Here is a 13,678-nt window from a genome sequence, read left to right on the forward strand (position 1 = left end):
CAAGCGCCCACGGCCTCGAGGCCGAAGGTCGGGGTGCAGGGGTCTCGTCGACGCTCGCCAGGGCTCGCTGCTCGACCAGCGAAGGTGCCCGCCGTGAGCCGGGAAGCAGCCGCGAGCCACGGCGTACCTCTCCTCATAGCTGCCCCACCGCGACCACCCACGGCCCGAAGGTCGAGGGCCGGCTGCCCAGGGTTTCGAGACCGGCGCTGCGCGCCTTCCTCAACCAGCCGAGGACGCTCGTCGGGGGTCCCTGCTCGACCAGCCGAAGGAGACGGGTTGGGGGTGGGTACTGCGACGCCATGGATGCGGAGATCACCCTCACCGTGGACGGGGAGCAGCGCACCGTCACGGTCGACACCCGGACGACGCTGCTGGACGCCCTGCGGGAGCGGCTCGGGGTCACGAACCCGAAGAAGGGGTGCGACCACGGGCAGTGCGGGTCGTGCACGGTGCTGCTGGACGGGCGCCGGCACCTGACCTGCCTGTCGCTCGCGGTGGCCAACGACGGGGCGGAGGTGACGACGGCCGGCGGGCTGCGCGGCGCGGACGGCGGGCTGCACCCGGTGCAGCAGGCGTTCCTGGACCAGGACGGCTACCAGTGCGGCTACTGCACGCCGGGCCAGGTGTGCTCGGCGGTCGGCGTGCTGGAGGAGATCGAGCAGGGCCACGCCAGCCACGTCAGCGACGACCTCGAGGCCGACCCGGAGCTCACCGACGACGAGGTCCGGGAGCGGATGAGCGGCAACCTGTGCCGCTGCGGTGCGTACGTGGGCATCCTCGGTGCCGTCAAGCAGGCGGCGGCCGCGAGCAGCGAGGGCGGTGCCGCGTGAAGGAGCTGACCTACCACCGCGCCGACGACGCGGCCTCGGCCGTGGCGCTGGTGAGCGGCGACCCCGACGCCCGCTTCCTCGGCGGCGGCACCAACCTGGTCGATCACCTCAAGCTCGGCGTCACGAGGCCCGGGACGCTGGTCGACGTCAGCCGGCTGCCGCTCGACGAGGTGACCGAGCTGCCGGACGGCGGCCTGCGCATCGGCACGAACGTGCGCAACAGCGACCTGGCCGCGCACCGGGCGGTGCGCCGCGGCTGGCCGGTCGTCGCCCGCGCCCTGCTCGCCGGCGCCAGCGGCCAGATCCGCAACCAGGCCACGACCGGCGGGAACCTGCTGCAGCGCACCCGCTGCGTCTACTTCCAGGACGTCACCACCCCGTGCAACAAGCGCGAGCCGGGATCCGGCTGCAGCGCGGTCGGCGGCTACGGCCGCTACAACGCGATCCTCGGCGCCAGCGAGAGCTGCGTGACCACCCACCCCTCCGACCTGGCGGTGGCCCTGGCCGCCGTCGACGCGACCGTGGTCGTGCTCGGCCCGGACGGCGAGCGGCGGGTGCCGATGGGCGACTTCCACCGGCTGCCGGGCGACCGCCCGGAGCAGGACACGACGCTCGCGCACGGCGAGCTGGTCACGGCGGTCGAGCTGCCGGCGAGCGCGGCGGCGCGGCGGTCGACGTACCGCAAGGCGCGCGACCGGGCGTCGTACGCCTTCGCCCTCGTCTCGGTCGCCGCCGGCGTCGAGCTCGACGACGACGGGCGCGTCAGCGACGTGCGGATCGCGTGGGGCGGCGTCGCCCACAAGCCGTGGCGGGCGGAGGTGGCCGAGGCGGAGCTGCGCGGCCGGTTCGTCAGCGAGGAGTCGGTGCGGGCGGCGGCCGAGGCCGAGCTCGCAGCCGCGGTGACCGACGAGCAGACGGCGTACAAGGTGCCGATGGTCCGCAACCTGACCGCCCTCACCCTCACGAGCCTCGTGGAAGGAGCCGCCCGATGACCGCGAACGAGGTCACCCCCGACCCGCTCCGCTCGACCAGCTCGATCGGCACCAGCCTGCTGCGCCGCGACGGGGTCGAGAAGGTCACCGGCGACGCGACGTACGCCGTCGAGCACCCGGTCACCGGACCGGCCGGCGAGCCGCCGCTGCACGCCTGGCTGGTCACCTCGACCGTCGCTCGCGGCCGCGTGGTCGCCGTCGACCCGTCCGAGGCGCTCGCCCACCCCGGCGTCGTCTCGGTCATCGACCACACGAGCGCGCCGCGGCTGGCCGACACCAGCGACCGCGAACTGGCGATCCTGCAGGACGACGCGATCGACTTCCGCGGGCAGATCGTGGCGGTCGTGCTCGCCGAGACCTCCGAGGCCGCGCGCGAGGGGGCCACGCTGGTCGCGGTCGAGCAGGAGGCCACGGAGCACCGGTCGGCGTTCGACGAGGACGTCGAGACCTACGCACCGGAGTCGGTCAACGGCGGCTCGGAGACCGACACCCTCGACGGCGAGCCCGACGAGGCGCTGGCCCGCGCGCTGGTGACCGTCGACGCGACGTACTCCACCCCCCACGAGCACAACAACCCGATGGAGCCGCACGCCGCCACCGCGCTGTGGGACGGCGAGCGGCTGACCCTGCACGACTCCACCCAGGGCCCGCGCCCGGTGCGCGGGACGATCGGCCCGCTGCTGGGCCTCGAGGAGGAGCAGGTCCGGGTGCTGGCGCCGTACGTCGGCGGCGGCTTCGGCTCCAAGGGCCTCCCCCACGCGCCCGAGGCGGCGGTGGCGATGGCCGCGATGACGGTGCCGGGGCGGCCGGTGCGACTGGCGGTGACGCGGCAGCAGATGTTCGCGCTGACGGGCTACCGCACCCCCACCCGTTCCCGCGTCCGCTTCGGCGCCCACCCCGACGGCCGGCTCGAGGCGCTGCGCCACGACACGGTGAGCCAGAGCGCGCGGGTCAAGGAGTTCGCCGAGCAGGCGGCGGTGCCGGCACGAGTCATGTACGCCGCCCCGCACCGCGCCACCACCCACCGCCTCGCCGAGCTCGACGTGCCCGTCCCGTCGTGGATGCGCGCGCCGGGCGAGATGCCCGGCATGTTCGCCCACGAGGTCGCGATGGACGAGCTCGCGCTGCACACCGGCGTCGACCCGGTCGATCTGCGCGTGCGCAACGAGCCCGAGGTCGACCCCGACACGGGCAACCCCTGGGGCAACCGCCGCCTGGTGGAGTGCCTGCGCCGCGGGGCCGAGCGCTTCGGGTGGGCCGACCGGCCGGTCGAGCCGCGGGCCACCGTCGACGGCGAGTGGTGGGTCGGCACCGGCGTGGCCGCGTCGACGTACCCGATGCTCTGGATGCCCGGCAACGTCGCCCGCGTCCGCTCGCTCGAGGGCGGCCGCTACGGCGTGGCCATCGCCGCGACCGACATCGGCACGGGCGCGCGCACCGTGCTCACCCAGATCGCCGCCGACGCGCTGGGCTGCCCGGCCGAGGCGATCGAGATGGACATGGCCGACAGCGACCTGCCGTTCGGCTCGGTCGCCGGCGGCTCGTCGGGCACGACCTCCTGGGGCACCGCGATCGTCGCGGCGGCGCAGCAGTTCCGCGCCGACCACGGCGACTCCCCGGACCCGGGGGTGGAGACGACCGCGGCGTCGGGTCAGTACGCCGACATGGACGGTCACGCGCTGCACTCCTTCGGCGCGGTCTTCTGCGAGGCGCGGGTCCACCGGTACACCGGCGAGGTCCGGGTGCCGCGGATGCTCGGCGTCTACTCCGTCGGCCGCGTCGTCAACCCGCGGACCGCCCGCTCCCAGCTGCTCGGCGGCCTGGTCATGGGCCTGTCGGCGGCGCTGCACGAGGAGGGGTGGCGCGACCCGCGGACCGGGCACACCGTCACGCAGGACCTGGCGACGTACCACGTGGCGGCGCACGCCGACGTCCAGCAGCTCGACGCCGAGTGGCTCGACGACGTCGACGAGATCTCCACCCCGATGGGCTCGCGCGGCATCGGCGAGATCGGCATCGTCGGCACCGCGGCGGCGGTCGCCAACGCCACCTGGCACGCGACCGGCGTCCGGGTCCGTGGCCTGCCGCTGACCGCGGACCACTTCCTGGACTAGGCACGGCCTGGAGCAGGCAGCCTGGAGCAGGCACGGCTCGGAGGAGGACCAGCTCTCCTCCTCGAGGACAGCGCTCCGGCACCTCAGGTGGACGCGGAGGAGGGTCGTCGGGCGGCAGCGTTGCCGTCATGACGATCCTCCTCGCGGACCCGCGGGTCCGTGCCGTGCCGGTCATCGAGTCCGGCGAGCCGCTGGTCCGCCTCGGGGCCGACCTCTCCCCCGCCGGTGCCCTGGTCCGCCGGTCGCTGGCCGAGCGCCTGGTCCGCGCCGACGCCGCGCTGCCCGGCGGTCTCCGGCTGCGGGTGCTCGAGGGGCACCGCAGCGCTGCTGACCAGCAGACGATCATCACGTCGTACGCCGCGCAGCTGCGGGCCCTGCACCCCGACCTCGACGCGGCCGGCCTCGAACGGCTGACCAGCCGGTTCGTCGCGCCGCTGGACGTCGCCCCGCACGTCGCGGGGGCGGCGGTCGACCTGACCCTCGTCGACACGAGCACGGACCCGGCCGGGGTCGAGCTGGACCTCGGCACGCCGGTCGACGCGACGCCCGAGCAGAGCGGCGGCCGGTGCTTCACCGCCGCGCGCGACATCCCGGCGGCGGCCCGGGCCCGCCGCGACCTGCTCGCCGAGGTGCTGGGCGCCGAGGGGTTCGTGAACTACCCGACCGAGTGGTGGCACTGGAGCCACGGCGACCGCTACTGGGCGCTGGTGACCGGCGCGGGACACGCGCTGCACGGGCCGGTGCTCGAGGCGGTGGCGGCGTGAGCGCGACGTGCGCGAGCGTGCCGCTGGCGGGCGTCTCCTCCGGTCCGCTGCTGCAGGTCGACCTGGCCGCGGTCGGCGCGAACACCCGGCTCCTCGCCGACCGTGCCGCGGGCGACCTGATGGCGGTCGTCAAGGCCGACGGCTTCGGCCACGGCGCGGTCGACGTCGCTCGCACCGCGCTCGCGCACGGGGCGACCTGGCTCGGCGTCACGAGCCTCGCCGAGGCGCTGGCGCTGCGGGCGGCCGGGCTGCGGGCACCGGTGCTGAGCTGGCTCAACCCCGTCGACGCCGACTGGTCGGCCGCGGTGTCCTCCGGCGTCGACGTCGCCGTGCCCGGGCTCGAGCACCTCGCGGCCGTCGTCGCCGCGCCCGGGCGTGCCCGCGTGCACCTCCACGTCGACGCCGGCATGGCCCGCGACGGGGCGGCCCCCGCGACCTGGGCCGCCCTCTGCGCCGCGGCTCGCCGGTCCGAGCGGCAGGGCCGGGTCGAGGTGGTCGGCGTCATGGGCCACCTCGGCTGCGCCGACGACCCCGGCGACGCCTGCAACGAGCGCGGCCGCACCCGCTTCGCCTGGGCCCTGGAGACCGCGCGCGCCGCCGGCCTCCGCCCGCGGCACCGCCACCTCGCCGCGACCGCCGCCACCCTCACCGACCCGCGCTCCCACCACACGATGAGCCGCGTCGGCGCCGGCCTCGTCGGCATCGACCCGTCCGGCACCACCGCCCTGCGCGGCGCACTGACCCTCACCGCGCCGGCGGTCTCGGTGCGCCGCGTCCCCGCAGGCACGCCCGTCGGCTACGGCCACGACCACCGCACCGACCGTCCGACCCACCTGGCGCTCGTGCCGGTCGGGTACGCCGACGGGCTGCCCCGCGCCGCCTCCGGCCGTGCCGAGGTGCTCGTCGCCGGTCGCCGGCGCCCGCTGGTCGGCCGGGTCTCGATGGACCAGGTCGTCGTCGACCTCGGCGAACGGCCGGTCGACCTCGGCGCGACCGTCACCCTGCTCGGCCCCGGCGACGCCGGCGAGCCCACCGCCGCCGACTGGGCCGACTGGTCCGGCACCATCCCGCACGAGGTCGTCACCGGCCTCGGCGCGGCCACCCGCCTGCAGCGCCGCACCACCGGCGCGGCCCACCTGAGGAGCCTCGCGTGACCACCACCCCGCCCGCCACCCCGGTCCGCGTCGCCGTCATCGGCGGCGGACGCAGCTGCGAGCACGACGTGTCGCTGGCCTCGGCCGCCTCGGTCGCCGACGCGCTCGACCCGGCGGCGTACGACGTCGTGCGGCTGACCATCGCCCGCGACGGCTCCTGGTCCACCGACGACGGGCCCCGGCTCGACCTGGCCGGCGCCGTCGCGGTGCTGGCCGGCTGCGACGTGGTGCTCCCGGTCGTGCACGGCCCGCACGGCGAGGACGGTGAGCTGGCGGCGCTCTGCGAGCTGGCCGGCCGGCCCTACGTGGGGTCCGCGGTCGGCCCGGGCGCGGTCGCGATGGACAAGTGGGTCACCAAGCTGGTCGCCGAGGCGGTCGGCATCGCCACGGCCCCGGGCCGGCTCGTCACCGCCGCGACGGCCGGTGCGCTGGCCTGGACCGGCCCGGTCGTCGTCAAGCCGGTCGCGGCCGGTTCGAGCCTCGGCGTCAGCCTGGTCCGCTCGCCCGACGGGCTGGCGCCGGCGCTGGCCGAGGCGCTCGCGCTCGACGACCGGGTGCTCGTCGAGGAGGTCGTCGTCGGGCGCGAGGTCGACGTCGCGGTGCTGCGCCGGGCCGACGGCTCGGTCGTCGCGTCGCCGCCGCTGGAGATCGTGGTCGACGGGTTCTTCGACCACGCCGCGAAGTACGGCGGCAGTGCCGACTTCCAGGTCCCCGCAGCGCTCGACGAGGTCGACGCCAAGGCGCTCGAGGCGGCCGCGCTGGCGGCGTACGACGCCCTCGGCTGCGACGGCGTCGCCCGCGTCGACTTCTTCCTCACCGAGGCCGGGCTGGTGCTCAACGAGGTCAACACCGTGCCGGGGATGACCGAGCACTCGCAGGTGCCGCGGATGTTCGCGGCCGCCGGCCTGCCGTACGCCGCGTTGCTCGACGAGCTCGTGCGCGCCGCCCTCGCCGCGTGACCGGCCGCACCGCCGCCCGCATCGAGGGGATCGACCTCCTCCGCGGGCTGGCCGTGGGCCTGGTGGTCCTGCGGCACGCGTTCCCCGACGTCTTCCCCGGTGCGGGCGTGGTCGGCGTGGTGGTGTTCTTCGCGCTGTCCGGCCACCTGATCACCGGGCTGCTCGTCGACGAGGTGGGGCGGACGGGGCGCATCGACCTGCGCCGGTTCTACCTCCGCCGGGCGCGCCGGCTCGTGCCGCCGCTGCTCGTGCTCGTCGCCGGCGTGGTCCTCGTGACGCTCGCGCTCGACCCGATCGGCGACCGCGACCGGCTCGGCGACACCGTCCTGGTCGCGCTCACCTGGACCGCGGACCTCCCGCTGGGCGACCCCAGCGACGCGACCTTCCACCTGTGGACGCTGGCGCTGGAGGAGCAGTTCTACCTCGTCTGGCCCGCGCTGCTGCTGCTCGCGGTGCCGCGTCGTCGCACCGGCCTGCTCCTCGTGGCAGCCGCCGGCGCCTGCCTGCTCGCTTGCGTCGCCACCGTCGTGTGGCTGCGCGAGGACCCCGACCTCGCCTACGCGCTGCCGACCTCGTGGGCGGTCTGCTTCGTCGTCGGCGCGGCCTCGCGGCTCCACGCCGACCGGCTCCGGCTGCCGTCGTGGACGGTGCCGGCGGCCCTGGCGGGTCTCGGCGTCCTCGCCGTGGTTCCATTGCGCGGTCACGCGCTCACCTACCTGGCAGGAGGCCCGGCCATCGCGCTCCTCACGGCGGTCGTGCTGTCCTCGTGGCGGACCTGGTCGACCGTGGACTCCCCCGCCCTCCGGCCGCTCGTGCTGCTGGGGACGGTCTCCTACGCCGCGTACCTGTGGAACTACCCGCTCACCGTCTGGCTGCGCCCCCACACCGACCTCGCCGGCCCGCTCGCGGCGGTGCTGACCCTGCTGGCGGCCGCGCTGTCGTGGCGGTACGTCGAGGCGCCGCTCCAGCGACGCGACCGCGCCGCCCGCGCCCGCACGGCGGTGGCGGCATGACCACCGTCGGCACCCCGCCGCCGGCCTGGCAGCGCTGGGTGCCCGACGCCTCGGCCGCGGTCGCCGCCCTCGCCCTCGGTGTGCTCGAGGTCCGCAGCGTCCTGCCCGACGAGCACGCGGCGGCGTACGTCGTCGTCCTGGCCGTCGCCGCCGGAGTCGGCCTCTCCCGGGCGCTCCCGGCCGCGGCCCTCGGCGCGGCGTGGTTCGCCGGGGCCGTGCAGGTGACCGCCGGCGTGGGCGCGATGACGGTGGAGGTGCTCCTGGCGGTCGTGGCCTTCGGCTGCGCGCGCTGGGGCAGCGCGGTGACGGTGTGGCTCAGCGGCCTGTCGATGCCGCTCGGCGCGCTCATCGCGGTGCTGTGGCTCGACAGCAACCTGGTCTACCGCGCGCTCGACCTGATCGGGGTCCGGCTGCTGGCGCAGACGGCGTACCGCGGCGGGGACTGGCGGATCCCCGCCAGCCTGCTGATCTTCGCGCTGCTCGCGACGCCGTGGCTGCTCGGGCTCGCGCTGCGCTTCCTCGACCGCGCCCGGCGCTCGCGCGACTCCCAGGTCGTCGCCGAGGCCGAGCGGGACCAGGCCGAGGAGATCGCCCGGCTCCGCGAGGACCAGGCGCGGCTCGCCCGCGACGTGCACGACGTCGTCGGCCACTCGCTCGCGGTGATCCTGGCCCAGGCCGAGTCCGCGCAGTACCTCCCCGAGGCCGACACCGAGGCCCTCCGCCGGACCATGGCCAACATCGCCACCTCCGCCCGCACCTCGCTGCAGGACGTCCGCCAGGTGCTCAGCTCCCCCGACGGCCGGCCCGCGGCGAGCGGCCAGCACGGCGACCTCGACGCGCTCGTCGAGGGCGTCCGCGCCAGCGGCCACGAGGTCGTCTCCACCGAGGTCGGCGCGCCCCGACCGCTGCCGCCCGAGCTCGAGGTCGTCGCCTTCCGCGTGCTGCAGGAGATGCTCACCAACGCCATCCGCCACGGTCGCCGCGACGAGCCGGTGCTCGTCGAGCGGCACTGGGAGGGCGAGCTGCGGCTCGAGGTGCGCAACGTCGTCGGCGACCAGGCCGGCCCGGGTGCTCCCGACGGTGCACGCGACCTGGAGACGCGACCGCTGGCGTCCGTGGACCTCGCCGAGCTCCGGGCGCAGGCCACCGCCGGCCACGGGCTCGAGGGCATGCGTCGCCGCCTCGAGGCCGTCGGCGGCCGGCTCGACGTGCGGCGGCGCGAGGAGCCGGGCGGCGCCACCTTCACCGCGACCGCCTGGGTGCCGCTGAGGGCCGTGCGGTGACCGACGCCCCGGCAGGGCCGCCGACGGGCGAGGACATCCGCGTCCTCCTCGTCGACGACCAGGAGCTCTTCCGCGAGGGCGTGCGGGTCATCGTCGACGCCCAGGAGGGCATGCGCGTGGTCGGCGCCGCCGGCGACGGCCTCGAGGCCGTCCGGCTCGTCGACGAGCTCGAGCCCGACGTCGTGCTCATGGACATCCGGATGCCGGAGATGGACGGCGTCGAGGCCACCCGCCAGGTCTTCTCCCCCGCCCGGGTCGCCCGCCGCACCCGCCCCGTGCGGGTCGTCGTGCTGACCACGTTCAACCTCGATGACCGGGCGGCGACCGCGATCCGGCACGGTGCCAGCGGGTTCCTCCTCAAGGACACCACCCCGGTCATGCTCCGCGACGCGATCCGCACCGTGCACGCCGGCAACGCCGTCCTCGCCCCCACCGACCTCGCGACGCTCCTCGACGGCCAGTTCCGCGCGCGGGCGGCCGTCCCGGCGGCGTACTCCTCGCTGACGGAGAAGGAGCGCGAGGTCTTCGCGGCCGTCGCCCGCGGCCTGTCCAACACCGAGACGGCCGCACTCGTCCTCGCCGGCGAGTCGACGGTCAAGACCCACGTCGGCTCGATCCTGCGCAAGCTCGGCCTGCGCGACCGCGTGCAGATCGTCGTCTTCGCCCACGAGCACGGCCTCGTCGGCTGACCCCGGCCGGAGTCCTCGTCGACCGACTACCCGAAGTGGTCGCCGGGGCCGGCTGACCTGGGCCAACGTGTCTCCCGCGGCACTTCTGGTAGTCCGTCGACGGACGGGACCAACCGGCCACCCCGGCCCGCCGACCTGCGGAGACGTCGCCCGCGGGGTGCGTTGCTCCCGTCCGTCGACGGGTGCGCGCAGCTAGAAGCCGAGGCGCTGCGGGGCGGACTCGCGGCGGACGACGTCGCCCTTGGCCTGGGCGGAGGCCTTGAGCTCGGCCTGGAAGTCGACCATCCGCTGCTGGAGGGCGGGGTCGGTGGCGGCGAGGATCCGCACGGCGAGCAGGCCGGCGTTGCGGGCCCCGCCGACGGCGACGGTGGCGACGGGGACACCCGCGGGCATCTGCACGATGGAGAGCAGGGAGTCCATGCCGTCGAGGTACCGCAGCGGCACCGGCACGCCGATGACCGGCAGCGGGGTGACCGCGGCGAGCATGCCGGGCAGGTGGGCCGCTCCCCCGGCGCCGGCGATGATCACCGACAGGCCACGACCGGCGGCCTCCTTGCCGTAGGCGAGCATCTCCTCGGGCATCCGGTGGGCGGAGACGACGTCCGCTTCGTGGGCGATGCCGAACTCCGTGAGGGCCTCGGCGGCGGCCTGCATGGTGGGCCAGTCGGAGTCCGACCCCATGACGATCCCGACGCGGGGGGCCTCGGCTGCGGGGGTGGTCATGGTGCTCACTCGCTCTCGTTGCCGAGGTCGCCGCGGAACCAGGCGGCGGCGTGCCGCGCCCGCTCCAGGCAGTCCTCGAGGTCGTCTCCGTAGGCGTTGACGTGGCCGACCTTGCGGCCCGGTCGCAGCTCCTTGCCGTACAGGTGCACCCGCAGGTGCGGGTCGCGCGCCATCGCGTGCGGGAAGCCGTCGTACAACCGCCCCACCGAGGGGTTCGGCCCGCCGAGAATGTTGACCATCACCGTCCAGCGCGCGCGGGGCGCGGGCGAGCCGAGCGGGAGGTCCATGACCGCACGCAGGTGGTTCTCGAACTGGCTGGTGACCGCGCCGTCCTGGGTCCAGTGGCCGGTGTTGTGCGGGCGCATCGCGAGCTCGTTGACGAGCACCCGCCCGTCGGTGGTCTCGAAGAGCTCGACGGCCAGCACGCCGGTGACGCCGAGCTCGCCGGCGATCCGCAGCGCGACCTGCTGGGCCGACGCGGCCAGGTCGGGGTCGAGGTCGGGCGCCGGGGCGACGACCTCGTGGCAGATGCCGTCACGCTGGGTGCTGGCCACGACCGGGTACGCCGCCGCCTGACCGCTCGGCGAGCGCGCCACCAGCGCGGAGAGCTCCCGGCGGAAGTCGACCCGCTCCTCGGCGAGGATGCGCACGCCGGCCTCGCGGGCGGCCGCGAACGCCTCGGCGCAGGTGTCGCGCCAGTCGTCGCCGTCGACGAACCAGACGCCCTTGCCGTCGTACCCGCCGCGCGTGGTCTTCAGGACGCAGGGCAGCCCGAACGCCTCGACGTCGGCGGCCTCGGTGACGATCGCGTTGCGGGGGCACGGCACGCCGAGCTCGGCGAGCCGCTCGCGCATGACGCCCTTGTCCTGGGCATGGACGAGCGCGTCGGGGCCGGGCCGCACGGCGATCCCGTCGGCCTCGAGGGCGTGCAGGTGCTCGGTCGGCACGTGCTCGTGGTCGAAGGTGACGACCGAGCAGCCGGCGGTGACCTCGCGCAGCGTGGCGAGGTCACGGTGGTCACCGACGACCTGGTCGGGGATCACCTGGGCGGCCGAGACGCCCTCGGCCTCGGCGAGCAGCCGCAGCGGCAGGCCGAGCGCGATCGCGGGCTGGGCCATCATCCGGGCGAGCTGGCCACCGCCGACGACGGCCAACGTGGGAGCGAGCTCGGGCACGTCGGAACCCTAGAGCAGACCGGTCCGAGCCCCCGCGGGCGGTCGGGCCGGCGCCGGCCTGGCGGTCAGGCGGGCGGCTGGACCTCGAACCGCAGGCCCTTGCCGCGGATCGTCGTGATCAGGTGCGGGTGCCGGCTGTTGTCGCCGAGCTTGCGCCGCACCCAGCCGAGGTGGACGTCGATGGTCTTCGACGACGTCCAGAAGGTCGTGTGCCACACGTCGCGCATCAGCTCGTCGCGAGTCACGATCTCGCCGGCCCGGGAGATCAGGGCCATGACGAGGTCGAACTCCTTGCGGGACAGGACGATCTCCTCCTGACCACGCCACGCGCGGCGGCTGTCGGGATCGACACGGACGTCCTGCACCTCGAACACACCACCACCGTAGGCGGCGCCGCCGCCGGACCGGGGGGAAACGCCTGAACCGGCCAGTGACAACTTCCTGCCACCGGAGTCACCCGGACGGGTGAGACCGGTCTTAGTGTCTCCGGACGGCCAACGGCTCGACGATGCCGAACCCGCGCACGGGTCGGCCGGGCAGCCGACGGGTCTCGAACTGGTCCGACGGCAGCAGTTCGGCGGTCGTCGCGTCGATGATGATCCGGTTGCGCCGAGCGACGGCGGTCAGCCGCGCGGCCATGTTGACCGGCGGGCCGAAGACGTCGCCGAGGCGCATGACCACCGAGCCGGTGGCCAGCCCGACGCGGACGTCGGGCATCCGCTGGTCGCGGCCGATGACGTTGATGATCCCCTCGGCGGTGTCGTAGGCGCGGACGGGGTCGTCGTTGACGAAGAGCACCGAGTCGCCGATCGACTTGATGACCCGGCCGCGCTGGATGGCGACCACGTCGGCGCACCGCGACTCGAAGAGCTCGACGAGGTCGCCGATGCGCTCCTCCGTCAGCTGGTTGGACAACGCGGTGAACGACACGATGTCGGCGAAGCCCACCGACAGCGTCGTGGTGTGCAGGTCCTCCTCGTCGGCGCCGAGGGCCTCGATCCGGGCCACCGCCGCCGCGAGGTGCCGGCGCCACGCGTAGATGAGCAGCTCCTCGAAGGGCTGCCCGAAGTGCTCGAGGAACCGCCGCGCCGACCCCGCGCGGGTGCCGGTGGCGTCGGCGCCGAGCTCGAGCTCGTCGATGCGGTTGACCATCGCCGCGACCTCCCAGTCGGCGAGGCGCGCCATGTTCTGCCCCACCGCCCGGGTGATGTTGACGGCCAGGTCGAGGTCGAAGAGCCCGGCGCGGATGCCCTCGACGAGCGTCCCGAGCGCCCGCAGGTCCGAGGGCGTGTACGCCGCCTCGTCGCCGCTCTCGGGGAAGCCGAGCGCGCGCCACAGCCGCCGGGTCTCGTCGAGCCCGATGCCGGCCGCCACGGCGACCTCGTCAGCGCTGTAGACCGGGTCCTCGCCGAGGATGGTCCGGTGCAGCTCCTCCTCGGGCTCCGGTGTGCCGGGGGTCAGGTCAGGCACCTTCGTCCCGACGCTCCGAGCGCGGGTCGTGCAGGCGGTGCAGCATGTCGTTGAGCTGGCGCTGCACCTCCTCCACGCGCGGGATGTCGGGCAGCTTGACCTGCCCGTGGGTGCTGGCGTCGCTGATGACGAGGGTGCCGCAGCCGAGCATCCGGTCGGTGAGGTGCAGCTCGATCGCGACGTCGCTGATCCGCGAGAGCGGGATGTCGTGGCCGCGGCGGGTCAGCACGCCGGTGCGGGTGACGAGCCGGCGGTCGGTGAAGGTGTAGGTCGCGGTCGACCAGACCAGGAACGGCCACACGACGTACCGCACCAGCACGATCGCGGCGACGCCCCAGACGAACCACGTGACGTAGCGCTGGTCGGCGAGCACCTGGACGGCCACGGCGGCGGCGATCGTCAGGACCAGCACCAGCAGCGGCACCAGGAGCGCCTTGACGTGCGTGCGCGTGCTGACGACGACGGACTCCCCGTCGCTCAGCAGCTTCTGCGAGATGGCCACGGCCGGATCA

Annotated in this window: 14 protein-coding genes; 9 read left to right on the forward strand and 5 right to left on the reverse strand. The window is 75.2% G+C overall.

Annotated elements, in window-relative coordinates:
• The first annotated feature begins 299 nt into the window (after window positions 1–299).
• The 9 genes from QWY29_RS13120 to QWY29_RS13160 all read left to right on the forward strand — a co-directional run bounded on the left by QWY29_RS13120 (window position 300) and on the right by QWY29_RS13160 (window position 9,798).
• A complete protein-coding gene (locus QWY29_RS13120) occupies window positions 300–830 on the forward strand; it encodes a 2Fe-2S iron-sulfur cluster-binding protein (RefSeq protein ID WP_300961469.1) in 531 nt (176 codons plus the stop codon).
• Window positions 827–1,822 carry an FAD binding domain-containing protein gene (locus QWY29_RS13125; RefSeq protein WP_300961470.1) on the forward strand — a complete coding sequence of 332 codons (996 nt, stop codon included), beginning with the start codon at window positions 827–829 and terminating at the stop codon, window positions 1,820–1,822. Before QWY29_RS13120 ends, QWY29_RS13125 begins: the two co-directional genes overlap by 4 nt.
• Complete coding sequence (locus QWY29_RS13130; protein ID WP_300961471.1) at window positions 1,819–3,936, forward strand: xanthine dehydrogenase family protein molybdopterin-binding subunit; 2,118 nt, start codon at window positions 1,819–1,821, stop codon at window positions 3,934–3,936. Before QWY29_RS13125 ends, QWY29_RS13130 begins: the two co-directional genes overlap by 4 nt.
• A 128-nt stretch (window positions 3,937–4,064) precedes the next feature.
• Window positions 4,065–4,700, forward strand: a complete 636-nt coding sequence (locus QWY29_RS13135) for a M15 family metallopeptidase (RefSeq protein WP_300961472.1) — start codon at window positions 4,065–4,067, stop codon at window positions 4,698–4,700.
• A complete protein-coding gene (gene alr / locus QWY29_RS13140) occupies window positions 4,697–5,854 on the forward strand; it encodes an alanine racemase (RefSeq protein WP_300961473.1) in 1,158 nt (385 codons plus the stop codon). Before QWY29_RS13135 ends, alr begins: the two co-directional genes overlap by 4 nt.
• Window positions 5,851–6,813: a D-alanine--D-alanine ligase family protein gene (locus QWY29_RS13145; protein WP_300961474.1), complete on the forward strand. Its 963-nt coding sequence runs from the start codon at window positions 5,851–5,853 to the stop codon at window positions 6,811–6,813. Before alr ends, QWY29_RS13145 begins: the two co-directional genes overlap by 4 nt.
• On the forward strand, window positions 6,810–7,826 hold the full coding sequence (locus QWY29_RS13150) for an acyltransferase family protein (RefSeq protein ID WP_300961475.1): 1,017 nt from the start codon (window positions 6,810–6,812) through the stop codon (window positions 7,824–7,826). The genes QWY29_RS13145 and QWY29_RS13150 overlap by 4 nt, the downstream gene beginning before the upstream one ends.
• Entirely contained in the window at window positions 7,823–9,109 is a 1,287-nt protein-coding gene (locus QWY29_RS13155) for a sensor histidine kinase (protein ID WP_300961476.1), read from the forward strand. Before QWY29_RS13150 ends, QWY29_RS13155 begins: the two co-directional genes overlap by 4 nt.
• Window positions 9,106–9,798: a response regulator gene (locus QWY29_RS13160; protein ID WP_300961477.1), complete on the forward strand. Its 693-nt coding sequence runs from the start codon at window positions 9,106–9,108 to the stop codon at window positions 9,796–9,798. The genes QWY29_RS13155 and QWY29_RS13160 overlap by 4 nt, the downstream gene beginning before the upstream one ends.
• A gap of 192 nt (window positions 9,799–9,990) precedes the next feature.
• Here QWY29_RS13160 and purE read toward each other — a convergent pair whose 3' ends face one another.
• From purE to QWY29_RS13185, 5 genes are all read right to left on the reverse strand, one after another.
• Entirely contained in the window at window positions 9,991–10,521 is a 531-nt protein-coding gene (purE, locus tag QWY29_RS13165) for a 5-(carboxyamino)imidazole ribonucleotide mutase (protein WP_300961631.1), read from the reverse strand.
• A gap of 5 nt (window positions 10,522–10,526) precedes the next feature.
• Window positions 10,527–11,696 carry a 5-(carboxyamino)imidazole ribonucleotide synthase gene (locus QWY29_RS13170; RefSeq protein WP_300961478.1) on the reverse strand — a complete coding sequence of 390 codons (1,170 nt, stop codon included), beginning with the start codon at window positions 11,694–11,696 and terminating at the stop codon, window positions 10,527–10,529.
• Between the two features lie 65 nt (window positions 11,697–11,761).
• Complete coding sequence (locus QWY29_RS13175) at window positions 11,762–12,070, reverse strand: winged helix-turn-helix domain-containing protein (protein ID WP_300961479.1); 309 nt, start codon at window positions 12,068–12,070, stop codon at window positions 11,762–11,764.
• Window positions 12,071–12,173: 103 nt separating this feature from the next.
• A complete protein-coding gene (locus tag QWY29_RS13180; RefSeq protein WP_300961480.1) occupies window positions 12,174–13,166 on the reverse strand; it encodes an adenylate/guanylate cyclase domain-containing protein in 993 nt (330 codons plus the stop codon).
• Window positions 13,159–13,668, reverse strand: coding sequence for a PH domain-containing protein (locus QWY29_RS13185; protein ID WP_300961481.1), 510 nt, complete (start codon window positions 13,666–13,668; stop codon window positions 13,159–13,161). The genes QWY29_RS13180 and QWY29_RS13185 overlap by 8 nt, the downstream gene beginning before the upstream one ends.
• Window positions 13,669–13,678: the final 10 nt, after the last annotated feature.

Origin of the sequence: Nocardioides abyssi (genome assembly GCF_030412915.1) — a bacterium.
Taxonomy (GTDB): Bacteria; Actinomycetota; Actinomycetes; order Propionibacteriales; family Nocardioidaceae; genus Nocardioides; species Nocardioides abyssi.

Excerpts from the sequence above, each read along its gene's own strand:
- QWY29_RS13120 (WP_300961469.1), top strand. The coding sequence starts at position 300 with ATGGATGCGGAGATCACCCTCACCGTGGACGGGGAGCAGCGCACCGTC.
- QWY29_RS13130 (WP_300961471.1), top strand. The coding sequence starts at position 1,819 with ATGACCGCGAACGAGGTCACCCCCGACCCGCTCCGCTCGACCAGCTCG.
- QWY29_RS13135 (WP_300961472.1), top strand. The coding sequence starts at position 4,065 with ATGACGATCCTCCTCGCGGACCCGCGGGTCCGTGCCGTGCCGGTCATC.
- QWY29_RS13155 (WP_300961476.1), top strand. The coding sequence starts at position 7,823 with ATGACCACCGTCGGCACCCCGCCGCCGGCCTGGCAGCGCTGGGTGCCC.
- purE (WP_300961631.1), bottom strand. The coding sequence starts at position 10,521 with ATGACCACCCCCGCAGCCGAGGCCCCCCGCGTCGGGATCGTCATGGGG.